Here is a 19,605-nt window from a genome sequence, read left to right as displayed (position 1 = left end):
TGGATGATGTAGCTAGGGGGATAAAAATGAAAACGGTTACTGAAGGCAGTTTATTATGGGAACCATCACAACAACAAATTAAAACATCAGGTGTCACTTTATTCATGAATTGGCTTAAGGAAGAGAAGGGGCATACCTTTAGCAATCAACTGGAGCTATGGAAATGGTCTGTTGATGAACTGGAAGAGTTTTGGGGAAGCATTTGGACATATTGTAATGTCATCTCGAAAACGCCATATGATCAAGTATTAGACTCAAGAAAAATGCCAGGCGCAAAATGGTTTGCTGGTTCAACTATTAATTATGCAGAGCATGTTTTCCGCAACCATAGCAAATCAAAGCCTGCGTTAATTTTTCAATCGGAAACGTTACAACGAACTGAAATTAGTTGGGACCAGCTCCAGGAAAAAACAGCATCAGTTGCCCATTATTTAAGAAAGCTTGGCGTAAAGGCTGGAGATCGAGTGGTTGGTTATATGCCTAATATCCCGGAAACGATTGCAGCTTTCCTTGCCTGTGCAAGCCTCGGTGCAATTTGGTCCAGCAGTTCACCGGACTTCGGGACAGGTAGTGTCATAGATCGCTTAAAACAAATTGAGCCGACTGTTTTATTTGCTGTAGATGGCTATTCTTATAATGGCAAGCTGCATAACCGTCTTTCAAGTGTTGCTGAGTTGCAGGCTGCACTGCCTTCGTTAAAGCAGACAGTTCTCATCTCGAATATAAATGCGAATGATATTGAGTTGACTAAGTCTACAGTGAAATGGGAAGAGGTTTTACAGGAAAAGAGCGAGCTTATTTTTGAAAGTTTGCCATTCGACCATCCTCTTTGGATTCTCTTTTCTTCTGGCACAACAGGATTGCCGAAACCGATTGTACAGAGTCAAGGCGGTATCCTAATCGAACATCTGAAAACTTTAATAGTGGAACAAGGTGTGAATGAGGAGGATGTCTTTTTCTGGTTTACAACAACTGGCTGGATGATGTGGAACTTGCTAGTCGGCGGTCTTCTTGCTGGAGGAACAGTCGTCCTTTATGATGGCAGCCCTTCCTATCCGAATATCGATGTGCTTTGGAATTTAGCAGATGAAGCTGGTGTAACCTTCTTCGGCACAAGCGCAGCCTTCCTAAGTGCAAACTTGAAGTTTGGAGTGAAACCAAATGGAAGATACCGCTTTGATAAATTGAAAGCGATATGCTCTACAGGCTCGCCGCTTACTGTTGATGGATTCAATTGGGTTTATGATAATGTGAAAAAAGATGTGTGGCTCGTCTCTACTAGCGGAGGTACGGATGTATGCACCGCGTTTGTTGGCGGCTCGCCTATCCTGCCTGTTTACGCTGGAGAGATTCAAGGGCGTTCATTAGGTGCAAATGTGCAGTCATTTGATGATGACGGCAATGAGGTGATTAATGAGGTAGGAGAACTTGTAATTACAGATCCTATGCCTTCCATGCCGCTTTATTTCTGGAAGGATGAAAATAACGAGCGCTATCATGAAAGTTATTTTGATATGTATCCTGGCATTTGGCGTCATGGTGACTGGATTCAGATTGATGAAAAGGGCAGCTGTGTCATTTATGGACGTTCAGATTCAACAATCAATCGCCACGGGGTCCGCTTAGGAACCAGTGAAATCTATCGAGCTGCTGAAGGATTGGAAGAAGTCACCGAAAGCATGGTGATTGATCTGGAGCTGCTGGGCAGAGAATCATTTATGCTATTGTTTGTCGTTTTAAAAGAGGGTACAGAGCTCAATAACGATTTGAAAAATAAAATTAAGTCGAAAATCAAACAGATGGTATCTCCTCGCTTCGTACCAAATGAAATTTACGAGGTGAACGAAATTCCTAAAACATTAACAGGCAAAAAGCTCGAAGTACCTGTAAGAAAAATTTTATTAGGAATGCCACTGGAAAAGGTCGTCAACCCAGGGTCGATGGCAAACCCCGGAACATTGCAATATTATATCGATTTAGCAGAAAAACTAAATATAAAGAAGTAAAATTAAAACAGCTTGGGGAATGTACACATTCTCTAAGCTGTTTTTTCTTAGCTGGGAACATAATTATTTCTATGAAAAGCAGAAACAGGGACGTTAGCATATGCAGACAAAGCTAACAGAACAAGATGATAATGTTAAGTTTGCCTGGATATATAACTGATGTAAGCCCTCGAATGGATCAATTTGGCGAGTAGTACATCGTTAATCGGATGCCAGATGAATAGGAGGTATAAGTATATCCTCTTCTGTAAGCTTCCAGTTGGCAGGAAGAAATCTATTTTTTACCATCGAATTTACTCCTTTAATGAGTCTAGAAGCAGTTTAATATTCCTATTTGGTTTCGTTCCTTTCGTAAGTACATATGAAAATGCTCGTCTTTCGTAAAGCCCTTCAATTGGAACAATTTCAAGTGTTCCATGGTTGAGCTCTTCTTGGATGGCTGCTTCTGAAAGCAAGGCGATGCCCATTCCATTAATGACGCTTCCTTTGATTCCTTGGGTTGAGCTAAATATGAAGGTAGAACCCACTCGGATGTTATTGGTTGTAATCAAGTGTTCAAAGGATTGCCTAGTGCCTGAACCCTCTTCACGAATAATCCATACTTGTTCATGCAGGTCTTCCAAAGTATGAATGGGCTTTTTAAATAGAGGAGAGCGGACAATGACAAGCAGATCCTCCTGAAAGGGTGTTTGAACTACATCCTTGGAGTGACCGTGCCCTTCAACTAAACCGATGTCGACTTCCAGTCGGCGAACAGCATTAATCATCGCATCTGTGTTTCCAATTGTAATATGGAAATCCAATTGCCCATAGGATGAATGCATGCTTGCAATAACCTTTGGCAGCAAATATTCACCTATTGTAAAGCTCGCACCGATTCGAATGAGTCCAGACGCTTCCAGCTTTTTCTGATAAAGAGATTCTTGGATATTCTTATACAAAGCTCTCATTTGCAAAACATGATCATAAAAGAGTTCACCCTCTGCCGTCAAGCTGACATGCTTCGTTGTCCGCGTAATAAGTGAAGTGGAAAATTCATTCTCCAAATTCTTGATATGTACGCTTACAGTAGGCTGAGATAATCCCCGTTTAACAGCTGTTTTTGTGAAATTCTTCTCTTGCACCAATGTGATAAACGTCTCAAGTTCATCCATATGCATATAGATACCTCATTTATTAATATTTTGTATAAATATAATTATATATATTCATTTAACAAATAGGAAGGGGAGGAGTATGCTTAAAAGAGTCAGGAGGAAATAACATGCAGATGAAGAAAGAATATCAAAAACGTTCTTTTTATATGGGGTTATTAATCACTTTAATTATTGCCATGACAGCTGCTATACTAGCCCAGCTTCCATACCTTGCAATCGTTGGTCAGCTCGTGTTAGCCATTGTTCTTGGTATTATTTGGAGCCATACGGTGAATGTGCAGCCACAATATTTGAGCGGCATTGAGTTTTCAAGTAAAAAGCTATTGCGCATAGGGATTATTTTATTAGGGATGAGGTTGAATTTAGGAGATATTTACGAAGCTGGAATCTTTCCATTCCTGTATGCTAGCATCTTGCTAAGCATGACATTAGCTGTCGTATATGCACTGGCGAGGTTGTTTAAAGTCGATAAGACTTTAAGCATCTTAACGGCTTGCGGCACAGCGATTTGCGGAGCAGCTGCAATTGTAGCTATTGCTCCGCTTGTAAAGGCTAAGGAAAATGTAACGGCTGTTAGTGTAGCGGTGATAGCTGTTCTTGGTACATTGTTCACAATTCTCTATACACTGCTGTTTCCTATGCTGCCATTGACAACTTATCAGTTTGGTATATTCTCAGGTGGAACCTTGCATGAAATTGCCCATGCAATTGCTGCGTCATCAGCAGGTGGGGCCGAGTCAGAAGACATTGCCATAGTTGTTAAGCTGACCAGAGTTGTTCTGCTTGTACCCGTAGCGGTTCTAATTGGCCTCTATGTGAGTAAAACAGAGAACAAGACACAAGAAAAGAAAAGTTTTTCTATAAAAAAATTGCCGATTCCCTGGTTTATCTTTGGCTTTCTTGCTATGAGCGCTGTGAATACTTCGGGGATATTGCCTGAAGCTATAGTTAACGGATCTGTGACAGTCTCATATCTGCTGTTAGGGATGGCTATGGCTGGACTAGGATTAAAAGTGGAGTTGTCCGTTTTCAAGAAGCTAGGATTTAATATTTTCTATGCAGCATTCTTAGGAACGGTTGTCCTCATGGTGATTGGGTTTGCACTCATCTATTTTTTGCGAATTAATTAAAAAATAATAAAGAGCGATTAGGCAGCCGTAAAAGGATGATTTGAGATTCCTTTTATGGTTGCCCACTTTCTGTTCATTTTTAGTATCTCAAGCAATCAAAAACATTAAATAAAGCGCTTACAAAATTAGGTTAAAATCCCTCTTCTAATTAATAATCCAACAGCATGTGCCCGATTATGTGCACTCAGCTTCTTTATGGAAGACTTGACGTATTGATTAATTGTTAACTCGCTAATTTGCATTGCCGCAGCCATATCCTTTGTTCGTTCTCCCCATGAAATGCGTTTCATCACTTCAAGCTCTCGTTTTGATAACCCTGTACCTTGACTGGGCAGATCAGATTCTTCCACAAATTTTCCGACAAGCTTTCCAAAAAGGGTAAGAGAAGACAGCATATCTTCATCTATGGTTGTTCCTTTTTCATTACCCATTCACGTACTTTATGTATGATTACTTTAGTTTTTATTATTCTCCTCCAGAAAGCTCCGTTATAATGCGCCCCTTTTTGATGAAATTCTCAAATAGTAAACACTTGTCTCTCGAAAATAAGACAATGTCTTTTTCATCAGACAGTTATAATGATAAATTCCTGACATTGAGGAAAAAAGGGAACTGGCATATAAATTGCATCAATATAATAAGGTTCTATTGAGTGTTAATCAATTGAATGGATATCAAACGGGGTATTCAAAATAAAATGCAAGCGCATTCAGTGGGTCGCTAGGCATGATCATTTTTAATTTTAGAAGAGGGGGATATTTGATGAATATTAGTCAATTGTTATTCAACTCAGCAGAGACCTATCCATCAGAAGCATTCATTTTTTTTCGAAATCAATCTTTTTCGTATGAGGCAATTGCCGATCAAGTAAAAAGAAAAGCAGTGGGCTTTAGGGAATATGGCATTAAGGATAGGTCACATGTTGGGCTAATGATGGGGAATAAGCCTGAATATGTCATCGCCTATTTTTCATTACTTTCTCTTGGAGCGACAGTAATACCAATTAATCCAGCGTTTAAGGAATCAGAAATCACCTATATTCTTAATGATTCAGAAGCAGAAGCGGTTATTGCAGATGAGATTGCTATAGAAGCAGTATTAAAGGCACTGCCGCCTGTATCCACCGTGAAAACGGTCTTTTCTTTAAGGAAGGAGAAGAACTGTGTTTCATGGGAGGACGTTAATGGAATGATACAAGACTTTTTTCTTGAAGACAAAGGGAAAGAGGATCCAGCGCAAATTATTTATACTTCGGGAACAACAGGTAAACCAAAGGGTGCGATTATTACACATAGTAATCTTGATTGGATGTCACATACTTGTGCTGAAATGAGTGAGGTGACAAAGGATGACCGCATTCTCGTCGTTTTGCCAATCTTTCATGCCTATGCCAAGCTGCAAGGAATATGGCAGGCTGTATATAAAGGCAGTAAAGTTTATTTAGAGGAACGATTTGTTGCCGACGAAATTCTGAATAAGATAGCGCAAAAAAAAATCACGATTTTTCTTGGTGTACCGACAATGTATACATTGTTTCTAAGTAACCCATCAATTAAGGAGCTTGATTTTACTGATTTACGGATTGCAGGGTGTGGTGGGGCAAACCTGCCTTTAGATACTCTCGAAAAGGTGAATGAAGCGATGGGTGTTCAATTAAAAGAGGGCTACGGCCAGACTGAAAGTACAGTGATGATCAGCTGCTTTCCACCTGGAGTGGATCGGAAATATGGATCTGTCGGACTGCCTTTGCCAGGTATTGAACTGCAGGTGATCGATCCAAATGGGCGGGAAGTGCCTGCAGGAGAAGTGGGCGAAATCATCTTCCGTGGGCCAAATGCGATGAGTGGCTATTACAAAAAAGAACAGGAGACGAGTGAAACAATCAGAGGCGGCTGGGTATTTACAGGTGATCTAGCCAAACGTGATGAGCAAGGGTATCTTTATATTGTTGATCGAAAAAAAGATATGATTATCCGCGGCGGTTATAATGTGTATCCACGAGAAATAGAGGAGACGCTTTACAATCATCCCAATATAATTGAATGTGCTGTATTGGGTGAATCTGATCCGGTCTTTGGTGAGGAAATAGCAGCCTATGTGGTGACAAAAATAGATACTTCTACTGAGGAAATTATTGCTTTTTGCAAGCAGCATCTTGCCCATTATAAAGTACCAAGAAAAGTTTATTTACTAGATTCTTTACCGAAGAATGCAACCGGAAAAATATTAAAAGCACCTTTGAAAAATCGTTCATTTCAGTAAAGAGTCTAAAGTTAATGAATAGCAGTTGGTAAAAAGAATGATCGGGAAAGCAGCATTTTAGTTTATCCGAGAAAAGATGAAAGGAAGGGAGGTTTATTTGGAGTTGGTATTGAAAGTAGTTTAGTAAGAGGAACAGGATATAGGTTAAATAATCTAAATATTCATATTAATAAAAAATATAGACTGACTGGAGTGGTTTTGATGCAAAAAGTTCAATATGAAACGATAAAAACGGAAATAAAAGATCATATTTTGATGATCACTTTAAGCAGGGAAAATATGAATGCGTTTAATCGTCAGATGCTATCAGAATTACTGCAAGTGTTTGATGAAGCGGATGAGAATGATCAAATCCGGGTGATTATAATGACTGGGGATGGGAAGGCATTTTGTGCAGGGGCGGACTTAGGACGCGGTGGAGAAACATTTGAGAATAAAGAGACACCAGTCGGTGAGTATCGCGATGGAGGTGGAATACTAAGTCTGCGAATATTCGACCTTAAAAAACCGATTATTGCTGCGATTAATGGGGCGGCGGTGGGTGTTGGAGCGACCATGACACTTCCCATGGATATTAGAATTGCCTCATCAAAGGCAAAAATGGGCTTTGTATTTTCCAAAAGAGGTATCACTCCGGAAGCTTGCAGCGGCTGGTTTTTACCCAGAGTTGTTGGCATTAGCCGTGCAACCGAATTGGTGTTTACTGGAAAGATAATTCCTGCGGAGGAAGCATTGAATTTAGGGTTAGTAAGTCAAGTTGTACCTCCTGAAGAATTACTCGCAACTGCAGAGGCGCTTGCGAAAGATATTGCGGATAACACTTCTGCTACCTCAGTAACCCTGTCAAGGCAGCTATTATGGAAAATGCTCGGTGCTGACCACCCAAAGGAGTCACATTTAATAGAATCAAAGATGATTCAATGGGCTGGGCAGCAAGCAGATGCTCGGGAAGGAGTTCATTCCTTCTTAGAAAAAAGAAAACCGGATTTTACAATGAAGCCAAGTAAGGACTTACCTGATTTTTATCCATGGTGGGAATAAGTAAGGCATGGGTAAAGGAATGTGGGGGTTCTTGCCCTATTAATTTGAAAAGAATAGGAGAGGGGTAAGATATGGAGATTATAACGGAAATAATCGTGCAACAAGAAGACATTGATCATCTTGGACATATGAATTATATGAAGTATCTAACGTATTTAGAAAAAGGTGTGATTGAATGGTATGCCAAGTCTGGGGTAGGTAAAGAAGGCTTGGACAAAAGAAACCTTGGGACAGTACTGATTAAATTTGATGTATCCTATATACATGAAGCTAGATTAGGAGATAAGTTAAGGATCATGACGAATCTTACATATGTAGGGAATAAAAGCTTTGTATTAAAACAAGATATCTATAATGAAAACCAAGAACATTTAACAGATTGCAAAAAAACATTTGTCATGTTCAATCTAGAAACAAGAAAGGGTGTTCCTGTAATAGAAGAGATTGCCCAACAGTTCTCCCCAGCTGACAAGACCTCATGAATCCATTAAGACTGCAGCTTTTAGATTGAATTAGAATAAATAGGCTGTATTGGAGTGAATTAAAATGACAGAAGGATTGGATATAGGAAAGGTCATACCATTAATCGGCGCGGTTAACTTTCGTGATATGGGCGGACTACTTACAGCTGACGGAAGGAGAATAAAAATCGGTCAACTCTATCGTGCAGCTGCGCTAACCAGTCTAACAGATGAAGATAGACATACCCTTGCCAGGTTGGAAATCAAACGAATCTTTGATTATCGCACACAGGCTGAAGCGGAAAGGCAGCCTGACCCGAATATTGGACTTGAGATCAATGAAAGAATTTCTGTTATGAAGGAAGACAATATTACAACAAATATGTTCAAGGAAAAAGGGTATAATGAGGATTATTATAAAAAGTTTACAAGAGAAAGATTCCTGAGAATATATGCAGAAATGCCTATCAAAAATCCATCCTATGCAAGGTTAATGGAGCTGATAAGAAATCCTAAGGAAAATCTGCCTCTAGTCCATCATTGCACGGGTGGCCGTGATCGTACGGGTGTTGGTTCCATGTTGATATTGTTAACTTTGGGTGTGCCTTTTCAAACAGTAATGGAAGATTATTTATTTTCGAATGAAGCGTTAGAAGCCTACCATAATCGGATTTTTAAAAGGACAGCTATGTTTTTTAACGAGGTGCAGTCTGCTGCATTTCAGCAAGCCTTTCTTTTGCAGGAGGAGTATTTGCACGCTGCAATGAACGCGATTATCCATACCTATGGAAATTTTGAAACGTATCTCGAAAAAGAATTTGATATTACAGAAGAAATTAGGACCCTTATACAAGATGAAATATTAGAATAAAGAAAAAATGCTGAGATTCACTCAGCATTTTTTACTGCTCTTTTTTATTCAAAGGAGTCCTTTTGTCTTTCTAATTCCAATTCCATATCACATAAAACAGTGACGCCAAAAGAAACCAATAAAATAATCCAGAGCTCTGTTCCTGAGAGGGTATGCCCGACATAACTCCTTTTTAAAAGAACGCTAATACCGATTACTGCAACAAAGATGATCATAGATCCCATAAAGTATAAAAAAATTTTTTCAGATATACTCTGATCTTCCATCGAGATGATCCCCTTAAATTAAAAAGTTTTACAATGCACAGAAATATGTCTCGGTTTTTTTAATATATATAATACCATCTTTATGATGAAAAGGAACTAATTTTTCTAAAGATTTAAAATGCTTAATCTTGGATAGGCTGCCTATTATTTGGTTAATCCTCGTATAGCTACATCAAATAATAAATCTTGTTCTGATGATAAGGAATACTGTCCTTTACTTATGCTCCAATCATAAAGAATTCCACGAATCATACGGGCTAAAATCGTTACCATTTGTTCGGAAGTGATATCGGTTCTAAAAAGTCCTGCTTCTTGCCCCTCTTCACATAGGTTTTTCAGGATTTGATATAAAGGTCTGTCAGGAATAAGGAAGAATGATTCTCTTTCAACATTTAATTCAGCTTCATAAATGGAACGCGTGACATCCCAGCCAAATTCTGACTCAATAAATTCCATTTCTATTTTGAAAAATGTTTTAAGCTTTACATTTGCAGGGGCATCTTTTTCTAATTGTGGGAGCAGTTCATCTAAATAAAAGTGATCAATCTCTTTGAATTTTTCAAAAAAGATATCATGCTTGCTTTTAAAGTGGTTATAGAATGCTCCTTTGGAAGAATTGGTTTTTTCGATAATTTCATCAACTGTTACATTGCTAAAGCCTTTTTCATTAAATAAAGACAGGGCTGCTGTCAGAATTTTATTCTTTGTTTGAAGCGCTTTTTTTTGCCGGATATTCATCCATTACACCTTCTTATCAGAAAATTAAAATTATATTGACAAACAGACTACAGTCTGAGAAATTATTAATAGACTAGAGTCTATGTAATCTTCTCAAAGTTTGGTAGAAAAAGTCAAATTTTTTCAAGGGAATGAAAGCGCTTTTATCTAAAAACCAAGGAGGAATTGGGATGTCGGATCAAGCAATCGCTAAGAGCACGATCAGTAAAACAATGAAAAGGATATTGCCATTTATTTTGATTCTTTACATTATTGCATATTTAGACAGAGTGAATATGGGATATGCTGCTCTAGAAATGAATGCAGATTTAGCGTTATCTGCTGAAGTTTTCGGTCTGTTATCAGGTATTTTCTTTATTGGCTATTTCTTTTTTGAGGTTCCCAGCAATATCATAATGCACAAGGTAGGGGCTCGAATTTGGATTGCCAGGATCATGATTTCATGGGGGATTGTGGTTATCCTTACAGGGTTTGTGCAAACAGCCACACATTTATATATTTTACGCTTTTTGTTAGGCGTAGCAGAAGCCGGGTTTTTTCCTGGGATTATTCTCTATTTAACTTATTGGTTCAGGTCAACTGAGAGAGGCAAAGCAACGGCTGTACTGCTGCTCGCACTTCCGATCGGCGGCCTGGTTGGTGCCCCATTATCAACTTGGATTATAGACAATATTGCATGGTTCAATCTTGAAGGATGGAGATGGATGTTCATTCTGGAAGGCATCCCTGCACTGTTTTTAGGTGCTGCCGTTCTAGTATGGCTTACTAACAAACCTTCTCAGGCAAAATGGCTGACAAAGGAGGAAAGCACGTGGCTTGAAAGCGAGATAGCACGAGAAAGAGCAGCAAGTGCAAAGGTAAACAAAGCAACATTGCCTGAAATGTTAAAGGATGTCAAAGTGTGGCAGTTATCTCTTCTCTACTTTTCCGCCTATACAGGGGTATATGGGCTATCTTTTTGGATGCCGACAATCATTAAGTCCTTTACAGAATCAACCACAACGAACTTGGAAATCGGCTGGATGGCGATGATTCCGTCACTTGTAGGCATTCCAGCGATCTTATTTGTTGGCTGGAACGCTGATCGGACAAATGCATATAAAGCCCATTTAATGGTTTGCTTTATCATCTCTATTCTTGGTTTTATCGGCTGTGCATTGGCAGATAGTTTATTTATGATGGTCCTGTTGCTGACAATTACTTCTTTAGGGCTTTATGGCTTTATCGGCTGTTTCTTTGCCTATATGACCTTCTTCTTTACAGAATCAACGGCACCAGTCGGTATTGCTCTTGTTAACTCTTTTGCTGCGCTAGGCGGTTTCGTGGGGCCGATGATCTTAGGTTTAGTTGCTGTTTCAGAAGGAATGTTCATTCTTGCAGGATTATTATTGATCGGTATGATTGCACATATTGCCTTAAAGCAGAGAAAGGCAAATAATACCATTGATAAAGACCCGTCGCACAAAGCTAGCTTGTAACGTATTTCTCTCATTTTTAGAAAAGGAGGATCCTTATGTTAACACATGGAAATCACACAATCTATACTTATTTGGTGAAACAGGCAGAAGTCTATCGGGATAAACCGTTTCTATACTTTAGGGATGAATCAATATCCTATGCATCTATGTTGGAAAGAAGCAATCAAGTGGCACATTGGTTAATAAACAAAGGAATAAAAAAGGGAGATACCGTTGCAGTTATGTCCAAGAATTCTCCTCATTTCTATGATTTATGGTTCGGCTGCGCTGCTATAGGGGCCATTATTCTTCCTATAAACACAGCTTCAACTGCAAGAGAATTGGAATACTTTTTATCGCATTCAGATAGCAAGGCCATTCTTTATGATGAAGATTTTAAGAGCAATGATTTGCAGCAAGTTTCTGACGAGCTTCAGCTAAAGACGTGCCACTCCATATCAGGTGCTTGGAGAAAAGAAGTAAAAGCCTGTAAAAAAGATTTTGTTGAAATGGTTAGTGTAAGTGGTGATGATGTTTGTACTATTATGTATACATCGGGCACAACTTCCATGCCAAAGGGCGTAATGATTACGCATGAAAACTACCTTTTTGCTGGCCATTCATCTGTCCTTTATCAAGGATTATCATCCTATGACCGGTATTTAATCCTGCTGCCCTTATTCCACGCCAATGCACAATACTATACATCTATGGCCATGCTGGTTGTTGGCGGAACAATAGTATTGCTTGAGAAATTTAGCGTGTCAACCTTTTGGGAAGATGTGGAGAAATATAAACCAACCGTATCCAGCTTTGTGGCAACGATTATTAAGATTTTACTAGAATTGCCTGTACACCCTTACGAAAGGGTACATGCGATAAGGCAAATTGGATACGGATTATTTGTTAATAAACAGGATATCGAAAATTTCCAAAGTCGATTTGGAATTAGGTTGTTTCAATGGTATGGAATGACTGAGTCGATCACTACAAACATCGTGACACCTTTGTATGAAAATATGCCTTATGACCCGAATACTGGAATATCAGCGATTGGAAAACCTGCTTTAGGGCATGAGGTAAAAATGGTCGATGAAAATGGCAACGAGGTGCCTCCATTTACTGCCGGACAAATGATCATAAAAGGACCATCTTTAATGAAGGGCTATTACAAAAATGAGGAAGCAACCAGACAAACAATTAGAACTGGCTGGTTATATACAGGAGATCAAGGCTATGCCAATCATGAGGGATACATTTGGTTCGTTGATCGAGATAAAGACGTAATCAAGCGTGCAGGTGAAAACGTATCCTCCATTGAAGTGGAAAATGTCATCTCAGGCTTTCCTGGAATAAGCGATTGTGCAGTGATTGGTGTCCCGGATAAACTGCGTGATGAATCCATCATTGCATTCATTCAAACAGCTCATGAAACTATTTCATTGGAAGAATTACAATCATTTTGTGAAAAGAATCTTTCATATTTTAAAATACCTCAAGCGTTTCAGATGATAGAAGAATTCCCAAGGACTTCAATTGGAAAAGTGAAAAAGAATGTCCTTCGCGAGCGATATAGCCAGCAGATTAAATAGCTTCATTTATTGATACAAGCCAATCTTCGTTTGAGATTGGCTTTTTTTTATGTATTTTTTAAATAAAAGACCTTTGATAAATTAGATGGAAATGAGGAGATAGTTCGTTTTATAAAATTGATTGTAAACTATGTGGATTGTCTAGAAGGTGAATCCCAATCAAGATTCTTGCTTCAATTTGAAGTAGGAGATGTCGATAAGAATGATAATCGGTTCTTAGAAAATGGAATTAAATTTGTTAATAAACCGCATGATCGAAAGGAATGGGGAGAACGTGTTGCACATTTTCGAGACCCTGAGGGGAACCTGATTGAAATATATATAATGCTGTGATTGATATACAAATTAAAACAAATGCAATGTTTCTAAGAAACCTCAAAAAAATATAGGTTTTAAACAACTTGATTGTTACTGATTTTTATTAGTATGAGTTTAGGTTAGAAATTTTTAACAACAATAACAACTCCTTATCGATTTATTTGAATGGAATTATTTTTGTTTGTGAGATTTAAAATTATTCATCTTTATTGATACTGAACACCCAACATTCTAATAGATATCTTATTCTTGAATAGTGGAAAATGGATAAATTTTAGTTTGATGAATGATGAACAATCAAAACTAAAAATCACTTTAATTATTGAACAATTTATTAAAATTGAACATAACTTAACTAAGGAAAAGACCCAACTTTCATATTAATATGAAAAAAATGATGAAGTGCTACTTAATTTAAAGTTTTCAGGTACCTCTTCTAATTTCAAATAAGCATAAAGAGGGTTCAACCCTTAAAACCATAAATAATCAAAAGAGAAGGGAAACGCTGGAAAGGAATTATAGGTTTATGATAATTAGCGGGGAAGAAATGGTGATATCAGGAGCGTGGATACTGGCTATTGGCTCCTTAATCGAGGGTATTGGGCAAACTAAACAATCCTTTACCGGGACAGATCTAGGAAAAGACGTAATCAGTAATGGAAATGCGATTGAAGCTTTCGGAAATTCCCTGCAGGCTGTTGGACGTACAACATTACTAAATCCAGAGAGTGGGCCTCCCGAAATATATGCCATCACCGGAGCATGGCTTGAGGCGGCAGGAAACACGGGAAATGCTATAGGAATTGATATTGCACTAAACGTTTCAGAAGAAGAGGGAGTTAGAATCGATACTCTCGGTAGTGAAGTGCAGGGGCTTGGAGCTGCTCTTGAAGGATTTGGTGCAGCTATTTCAGCAGATTCATCGTTCAAAACACTAAGTGTAACGGGAAACAGCCTTATTTCTCTCGGTTCCTTTTTAGTAGCAATGGGGAACATTTTTATAATGAATGAAAAGGTTGAAACAGGAGAACAAATACTCTTCATCGGAGGCTGGATTCAGGTTATTGGCTCATTCACAATGCTGGTAGCAATTCTCATTGAGTTCAGCAGCGAGGAGACAATATAGCTGCCTACTTAAGACAAACTACTTCGTTAGGATCTTCTGAATCTCCTATTTTTCGTCATTCTCTGACCGATACTTGTAACCTCTTACGAGCATAGCGTCTTTTAATTTTTCCAGGTAGGGTTGGCGGGCATATTCCGTTACCCCATATTAATATCATTTTGAATGTATAACTCGGTTCCACTTTTTATCTTCATTTCAATGATAAGTATGATGGAGGAATTAACAACGAAGATTACAGAGGAATTTATTTCTTATTATGACCTTAATAGTGGAGAGGTTGAAACCGCAGATTCTAATGAGACGGTAATGAAATCTACATTGAAGATATGCAGACATATTCTAAGATATAAAAACTTTTACAATGAGCAGTTCAAAAAGCCAAATTTCATTCATTATTTATCGCAAGAATTATATACGCAATTAATCAAAGTTTATTCCAATAATGGTTATGCTATTTTTGCTAGCTATGGTACAGTTGGCTATCTATCACAATGGGTACATGAAGATTAGCCCGGAAGAAGCGTCAAAGGGATTGGCAAATATCGGAATGGCAAATTGGGCTAAATTCACTTAAAATTATCGTGATTAGAACCGCTTAATCTTTTGGAGCATTCCTATTATCGAGTTCAGCCAGATAGAACTGGTTGAACTTTTTTTTGCATTTAACTACCAGGAGCAGCATAGAAAGACTATGGCGAAGATATTGATCCGATAGCTTAATTTCCCCGCTACTCGAGAAGCAAAGGATCAGGCTGTCATTTCACATTTCTTTCTTAGACTACAGAAGGATTTTCCAGTACGATTTAACTCATTAAGGTCAACCCTAGGACCTTCGAACTCATGTCTAGACCCATACTATACGCACATTGACTTTAGAAAATTTTAGCATTAGTATGAAAATATACTTTAATTAAAGTACTTTGGATTTAATTAAAAGTGAGAACTTATACAAAATTCAAGAGGAGGATTATTTTTGAATAAAGAAGTAATATCATATGAAGATATTAAAGTATTTACGACGAGATCAGAACAATTCCATCCACTCAATTGGTATAAGCAAATGCTATTAAATGAACCTATCAGCTATAACAAATCATCGAAAACATGGAATGCATTCAGGTATGATGATGTCAAAAGAGTGTTAAGTGATTATGAACATTTTTCAAGTGAAGGCGACCGTACAACGATTTCAGTAAAATTTAGTGAAGACAACTTTAATGATAGTAAAGTAAATTTCGTTACCCTTGATCCACCTAAAAACAGAAGAGGAAGAGCGTTGCTAGCAGCGGCTTTTACACCTCGGAGTCTAGCAAATTGGGAACCTCGCATTCACCAAGTTGCTAACAATTTATTAGACCAGCTAGGTGACGAAGAATTGATTGATGTGGTTGACGGCATTTCCAATCCTCTGCTTACGATCGTGATGTCAGATTTATTAGGACTCCCCTCACCTGATATCGCATTATTTAAAAGCTGGGTAGATATATTATTCCTGCCATATAAAAAAGAAAATCAAGAAATAATTAATCAAAGGAAGAACATGGCTATTCGGGAGTTCTTCACGTATTTACTTCCAATTATAATGGAAAAGCGAAAAAATCCAGGAGTTGATATTATATCAGATCTGATTAAGGCAGAAGTTGACGGAGAAAAGCTTACCGATCAGGAAATTGTGGAAATGACTATGGCGATCCTAGGAGCTGGTGTAGAAACGACTAGTCATATGATTTCTACTACTTTTTATTCTCTATTATATGATGACGCAAAATTGTATTCAGAATTACGCAGTAATCCAGATCTTATTCCTGCTGCTGTTGAAGAAATGCTGCGTTATCGTTTCCATATGAGCAGGAGAGACCGTACCGTTAAGAAAGATAACAATTTACTAGGAGTGGATTTAAAAAAAGGAGACGTTATTGTCGCGTGGATGAGTGCAGCAAATATGGACCAAAACATGTTCAGTGATCCGTTTACTCTTAATATTCATCGTCCAAATAATAAAAAACATTTAACATTCGGCAACGGACCTCACTTTTGCCTGGGTGCTCCACTTGCGCGACTAGAATTAAAAATCATTCTTACAAACTTTCTGCAAAGGTATTCAAGAATTGAATCAGTGGAATCATTTGAATTAGAAAAAAATTTAACAGATTCAGCCACAGGACAATCATTAACTCATCTTCCTCTAAAAGCTTATAAATAATCTTTTTAACATTATCTAAGTATCCCAGTGGGGGATACTTAGATAATGTTTTTTATATTTTTCTTTTAAATAAAACTTATTTTAAAAAACTATGTGGAAATAAATGCGGTTTAATAAGATAATATAGGTCTTGAGATACTAAAAAGGAGGTTTAATGTTGATACGGATATATATATTAGGAATGTTGGCTCAGACTGTCAATTACCCTTACATGATAAGGAAGAGATTACTAGAAGTTCAACCTTACACTTCGCTGAGTGAAGGGAAATTTTACTACGACTTTGAGTCACTAAGAAAAAAGCAATACATTGAAACAGTGGAAACAATACAAGAAGAAAAACGCCCAGACAAAACAATGTATACGATAACTAACTTGGGCAGAGATTATCTTGAAGAAGAACTCTACAAATGTTTCAAAAAAAACTCTGAGTTAGAAGACTTATACATTGCCATTAATTTTCTAGATTATATCGATACAAAAAAAGCCGGCTTGATTTTCGAAGATACAATACAAAAAGAAAAAAAGCGTTGGAAAAAGTTCGAAGAGAAGAAAAAAATACTTCTATCAGGTGAAAAATCCTCAAATACTACCCAATTCATAACTGATCATGCTTTTAATAAAGCTTACTTTAATATTGAATGGATGGAGAAACTACTTGCATTTATAAAAAAATATTAGTGTACTATAAAGTGAATCCAGAAATTAAATTTAGTAACTTTTATAGAAAGCTACTTGTGACTAATGAATAGAAAGTGTTTACCAGCTTCGATTATAGATTTATAAAATTCTGCACAAATGGAACAATATTAAGAAGTTTAGGCTATCGATATTTGAGAATCCGACTAGGTAAAGAATGATGTAAAAATGACGAGTCGCAAATTATTTGTATAACCGGAAAATCCTGGTTGTGCACTATTTTAAGAGGATTGGCAACAATCACTCTCAAGTTGAATTCAGTTTATAAGACTTACCAATTTCTTCAGAAAAATAAATGTAAAGGCATTATCTTAGGCATCTCCCAAAAGAACGCCAAAGATAATGCCCCATAATCAGATTTTCTTTCTAATTGACTATTTAAGCTGATTATATTCATGGGAATTTGTGTCCTTTTGAATATATAAAGCTCAGTCCTAAAAAAGACTGAGCTTTATATTGATAAGCTACTTACCTTGTGTAGTAGAGTGATAAATGTTTTCTTCCTCTAAAATGGAAAGTGCAATATTCATTGCATAAACTCCACCAGCCGGCTTTGTGCCTTCAATATGAACAGCAAAGAAAAAAGTATTATCTCCATTCTCTATATAACCTACAAACCAGCCATTAGTATTTTCCCCGTTTACTTCTAAGGTTCCTGTTTTTCCAGATAACCGATTGCCGTCTGATACTTCTAGAAGTAGAGAGTCTTTAACTGTTTGGATATTAGATTGTTCAAAAGCCAATTCATTATTATAGAATTTTTTTAACATATCTACCTGTTCAATCGGAGAAATTTTTAGAGATCCATCTATCCAATAATTAGAAATATGACCTGCAAAATTTTCATTTCCATAATTAATTTTTTCGAAGTAATTCTTCAATTGCTCTTTGCCCATCTTTGAATCGAGATTTTGAAAATACCATGAGGCAGACCTTTCCATAGCAGAGAATAAATCGAGGTCTTGATTCCATTCCTCATAAGGATTTTGATTTCCATTCCAAGACATTTGAGAATGCTCCCTTGTAATAATTCCAGATTCTAACGCAAACAATGCACTAAAAATCTTATATGTGGAACTTGGCTCGAATCTAGTAGTACTTTCTTCTTTATTGTGTATCGTGTACTTCTTTTTATTTGAATCATATATTACAGCACTGCCTGAAAGTTCATCGAAAAAACGACTGTAATCTCTGTATACTACATTTGTACTAGCAAAAGTATGCGTCTCTTTATCTACCGCTAATGCAGATATTGTAGGAATACTAATCAAAGTGACCGCGAGAACAATGGTAAACACAAGATAACTTTTCATCTTAAGCTGATTTGATTCTACTTGGAAATTAACGATCTCAACTATACGTCTCTTTACTTGTTTGAAAGAGCTGCTGATTTCTGAAGCAGACGACAAAAAGCTTGAGGATCGTTTTGATGGTGAAGCAAGTTTTAATATTACCTCGCCATATTTGATATGCGATTGCTTATCTAACGTTTTTAATACGGCATAATCGCATGAAATCTCCATTTCTGTTTTCATCTCTCTTAAGAAATACCATACGAGAGGATTAAACCAATACACAATTCTAGATAAGCACATCAGATAATTTATTAGTATGTCTCTGCGCTTACAATGATGCAGCTCGTGAAGCAAGACAAACTTCATTTCGTGACTTGAAAGAGTAGAATTATCTTTCGGTATAACAATAAATGGACGAATAAGCCCGAAAGTAATTGGTGATGTCACCAATGAAGAATATCCAAAAATAATCTCCTTATTAAAATGCATTTCTTCTTTACATGTATAAAAAAGTGTTGATAATTCTTTGTTTTTCACTTCTTGTACGCTTTTTTTTATTTTATAGATTCTTAGATTGCTATATAAAGTAGCGGTAAACATAACAATCATTCCTAATATCCATACAATAAAAAAGACAGTATTCATCGGACCAAGTGACGATTGTTCAATTGACATAGAAAAGTCTTGCAGCCAATTTGCATTTTGATCAATTGTGTCAGCAGCATTGCCTATGGAATTTATATCAGAAAATTTCGGATAATCTATTCCGAAATTTACCAACCAGTCAAATAAAGAATTTATTTTTAGAGATTGAAAGGGGATAAAAGGAACTATCAATGAGAAAAGCGCAATTAAACTAATATGAAATTGAGTATTTACAGTTGTTTGCGCCCTTAATGATTTTTTAAAGAATATGATGATGCAAAAAATCAAGGATAAAATGAGATTACTAATAAAAAAAAGAGTAAAGAAAGAACCTTCCATG

At 37.2% G+C, this 19,605-nt stretch carries 18 protein-coding genes; 13 read left to right on the top strand and 5 right to left on the bottom strand.

Features of this window, described 5'->3' with window-relative positions; translation table 11 throughout:
• Positions 1-26 precede the first annotated feature (26 nt).
• Entirely contained in the window at positions 27-2,006 is a 1,980-nt protein-coding gene (locus tag J2S17_RS11155) for an acetoacetate--CoA ligase (RefSeq protein ID WP_307474817.1), read from the top strand.
• A gap of 293 nt (positions 2,007-2,299) precedes the next feature.
• On the opposite strand, the gene J2S17_RS11150 is transcribed toward J2S17_RS11155, so the two are convergent.
• A complete protein-coding gene (locus J2S17_RS11150; RefSeq protein ID WP_307474815.1) occupies positions 2,300-3,166 on the bottom strand; it encodes a LysR substrate-binding domain-containing protein in 867 nt (288 codons plus the stop codon).
• A 104-nt stretch (positions 3,167-3,270) separates the two neighbouring features.
• On the opposite strand from J2S17_RS11150, the gene J2S17_RS11145 reads away from it, so the two are divergent.
• On the top strand, positions 3,271-4,293 hold the full coding sequence (locus tag J2S17_RS11145) for a YeiH family protein (protein WP_307474813.1): 1,023 nt from the start codon (positions 3,271-3,273) through the stop codon (positions 4,291-4,293).
• Between the two features lie 125 nt (positions 4,294-4,418).
• Here the strand turns inward: J2S17_RS11145 and J2S17_RS11140 are convergent, their stop codons facing one another.
• Complete coding sequence (locus tag J2S17_RS11140) at positions 4,419-4,724, bottom strand: response regulator transcription factor (protein WP_307474812.1); 306 nt, start codon at positions 4,722-4,724, stop codon at positions 4,419-4,421.
• A gap of 331 nt (positions 4,725-5,055) precedes the next feature.
• Here J2S17_RS11140 and J2S17_RS11135 point away from each other — a divergent pair, with 331 nt between their 5' ends.
• The 4 genes from J2S17_RS11135 to J2S17_RS11120 all read left to right on the top strand — a co-directional run bounded on the left by J2S17_RS11135 (position 5,056) and on the right by J2S17_RS11120 (position 8,928).
• Positions 5,056-6,555, top strand: a complete 1,500-nt coding sequence (locus J2S17_RS11135; protein WP_307474810.1) for a class I adenylate-forming enzyme family protein — start codon at positions 5,056-5,058, stop codon at positions 6,553-6,555.
• A gap of 201 nt (positions 6,556-6,756) precedes the next feature.
• Positions 6,757-7,596: a crotonase/enoyl-CoA hydratase family protein gene (locus tag J2S17_RS11130; RefSeq protein WP_307474808.1), complete on the top strand. Its 840-nt coding sequence runs from the start codon at positions 6,757-6,759 to the stop codon at positions 7,594-7,596.
• Positions 7,597-7,667: 71 nt separating this feature from the next.
• On the top strand, positions 7,668-8,078 hold the full coding sequence (locus tag J2S17_RS11125) for an acyl-CoA thioesterase (RefSeq protein ID WP_307474805.1): 411 nt from the start codon (positions 7,668-7,670) through the stop codon (positions 8,076-8,078).
• Positions 8,079-8,142: 64 nt separating this feature from the next.
• Positions 8,143-8,928, top strand: a complete 786-nt coding sequence (locus tag J2S17_RS11120) for a tyrosine-protein phosphatase (protein ID WP_307474804.1) — start codon at positions 8,143-8,145, stop codon at positions 8,926-8,928.
• A gap of 44 nt (positions 8,929-8,972) precedes the next feature.
• Here the strand turns inward: J2S17_RS11120 and J2S17_RS11115 are convergent, their stop codons facing one another.
• Positions 8,973-9,194 carry a hypothetical protein gene (locus J2S17_RS11115; RefSeq protein ID WP_307474802.1) on the bottom strand — a complete coding sequence of 74 codons (222 nt, stop codon included), beginning with the start codon at positions 9,192-9,194 and terminating at the stop codon, positions 8,973-8,975.
• Between the two features lie 144 nt (positions 9,195-9,338).
• Positions 9,339-9,932, bottom strand: a complete 594-nt coding sequence (locus J2S17_RS11110) for a TetR/AcrR family transcriptional regulator (protein ID WP_307474800.1) — start codon at positions 9,930-9,932, stop codon at positions 9,339-9,341.
• A gap of 170 nt (positions 9,933-10,102) precedes the next feature.
• On the opposite strand from J2S17_RS11110, the gene J2S17_RS11105 reads away from it, so the two are divergent.
• From J2S17_RS11105 to J2S17_RS11075, 7 genes are all read left to right on the top strand, one after another.
• Positions 10,103-11,410 (top strand): MFS transporter, encoded by a 1,308-nt coding sequence (locus tag J2S17_RS11105; protein ID WP_307474798.1) that lies wholly within the window; start codon positions 10,103-10,105, stop codon positions 11,408-11,410.
• 35 nt (positions 11,411-11,445) lie between these two features.
• Entirely contained in the window at positions 11,446-12,981 is a 1,536-nt protein-coding gene (locus tag J2S17_RS11100; RefSeq protein WP_307474796.1) for a class I adenylate-forming enzyme family protein, read from the top strand.
• A 99-nt stretch (positions 12,982-13,080) separates the two neighbouring features.
• Positions 13,081-13,314 carry a VOC family protein gene (locus J2S17_RS11095; RefSeq protein WP_307474969.1) on the top strand — a complete coding sequence of 78 codons (234 nt, stop codon included), beginning with the start codon at positions 13,081-13,083 and terminating at the stop codon, positions 13,312-13,314.
• Positions 13,315-13,825: 511 nt separating this feature from the next.
• Positions 13,826-14,425, top strand: coding sequence for a DUF6944 family repetitive protein (locus J2S17_RS11090; protein WP_307474794.1), 600 nt, complete (start codon positions 13,826-13,828; stop codon positions 14,423-14,425).
• A 198-nt stretch (positions 14,426-14,623) separates the two neighbouring features.
• The gene (locus J2S17_RS11085; RefSeq protein ID WP_307474792.1) at positions 14,624-14,935 is read left to right on the top strand and encodes a hypothetical protein; all 312 of its coding nucleotides are present in this window, start codon (positions 14,624-14,626) and stop codon (positions 14,933-14,935) included.
• A gap of 463 nt (positions 14,936-15,398) precedes the next feature.
• On the top strand, positions 15,399-16,628 hold the full coding sequence (locus tag J2S17_RS11080; protein WP_307474790.1) for a cytochrome P450: 1,230 nt from the start codon (positions 15,399-15,401) through the stop codon (positions 16,626-16,628).
• A gap of 157 nt (positions 16,629-16,785) precedes the next feature.
• On the top strand, positions 16,786-17,307 hold the full coding sequence (locus J2S17_RS11075) for a PadR family transcriptional regulator (RefSeq protein ID WP_307474788.1): 522 nt from the start codon (positions 16,786-16,788) through the stop codon (positions 17,305-17,307).
• A gap of 482 nt (positions 17,308-17,789) precedes the next feature.
• Here J2S17_RS11075 and J2S17_RS11070 read toward each other — a convergent pair whose 3' ends face one another.
• Positions 17,790-19,604, bottom strand: a complete 1,815-nt coding sequence (locus tag J2S17_RS11070) for a BlaR1 family beta-lactam sensor/signal transducer (RefSeq protein ID WP_307474787.1) — start codon at positions 19,602-19,604, stop codon at positions 17,790-17,792.
• Between the last annotated feature and the right edge of the window lies 1 nt (position 19,605).

Source organism: Cytobacillus purgationiresistens (assembly GCF_030813235.1).
Lineage (GTDB): Bacteria > Bacillota > Bacilli > Bacillales > Cytobacillaceae > Cytobacillus > Cytobacillus purgationiresistens.
The sequence above is the reverse complement of the archived record's forward strand: the minus strand, read 5'-3'. Positions and strand labels throughout refer to the sequence as shown.

Bases quoted from the DNA above. Each gene is read 5' to 3' on its own strand.
- J2S17_RS11125 (WP_307474805.1), top strand. From the start codon at position 7,668: ATGGAGATTATAACGGAAATAATCGTGCAACAAGAAGACATTGATCAT.
- J2S17_RS11070 (WP_307474787.1), bottom strand. From the start codon at position 19,604: ATGGAAGGTTCTTTCTTTACTCTTTTTTTTATTAGTAATCTCATTTTA.
- J2S17_RS11110 (WP_307474800.1), bottom strand. From the start codon at position 9,932: ATGAATATCCGGCAAAAAAAAGCGCTTCAAACAAAGAATAAAATTCTG.
- J2S17_RS11135 (WP_307474810.1), top strand. From the start codon at position 5,056: ATGAATATTAGTCAATTGTTATTCAACTCAGCAGAGACCTATCCATCA.
- J2S17_RS11145 (WP_307474813.1), top strand. From the start codon at position 3,271: ATGCAGATGAAGAAAGAATATCAAAAACGTTCTTTTTATATGGGGTTA.
- J2S17_RS11140 (WP_307474812.1), bottom strand. From the start codon at position 4,724: ATGGGTAATGAAAAAGGAACAACCATAGATGAAGATATGCTGTCTTCT.
- J2S17_RS11090 (WP_307474794.1), top strand. From the start codon at position 13,826: ATGATAATTAGCGGGGAAGAAATGGTGATATCAGGAGCGTGGATACTG.
- J2S17_RS11155 (WP_307474817.1), top strand. From the start codon at position 27: ATGAAAACGGTTACTGAAGGCAGTTTATTATGGGAACCATCACAACAA.
- J2S17_RS11130 (WP_307474808.1), top strand. From the start codon at position 6,757: ATGCAAAAAGTTCAATATGAAACGATAAAAACGGAAATAAAAGATCAT.
- J2S17_RS11100 (WP_307474796.1), top strand. From the start codon at position 11,446: ATGTTAACACATGGAAATCACACAATCTATACTTATTTGGTGAAACAG.
- J2S17_RS11115 (WP_307474802.1), bottom strand. From the start codon at position 9,194: ATGGAAGATCAGAGTATATCTGAAAAAATTTTTTTATACTTTATGGGA.
- J2S17_RS11150 (WP_307474815.1), bottom strand. From the start codon at position 3,166: ATGCATATGGATGAACTTGAGACGTTTATCACATTGGTGCAAGAGAAG.
- J2S17_RS11105 (WP_307474798.1), top strand. From the start codon at position 10,103: ATGTCGGATCAAGCAATCGCTAAGAGCACGATCAGTAAAACAATGAAA.
- J2S17_RS11120 (WP_307474804.1), top strand. From the start codon at position 8,143: ATGACAGAAGGATTGGATATAGGAAAGGTCATACCATTAATCGGCGCG.
- J2S17_RS11085 (WP_307474792.1), top strand. From the start codon at position 14,624: ATGATAAGTATGATGGAGGAATTAACAACGAAGATTACAGAGGAATTT.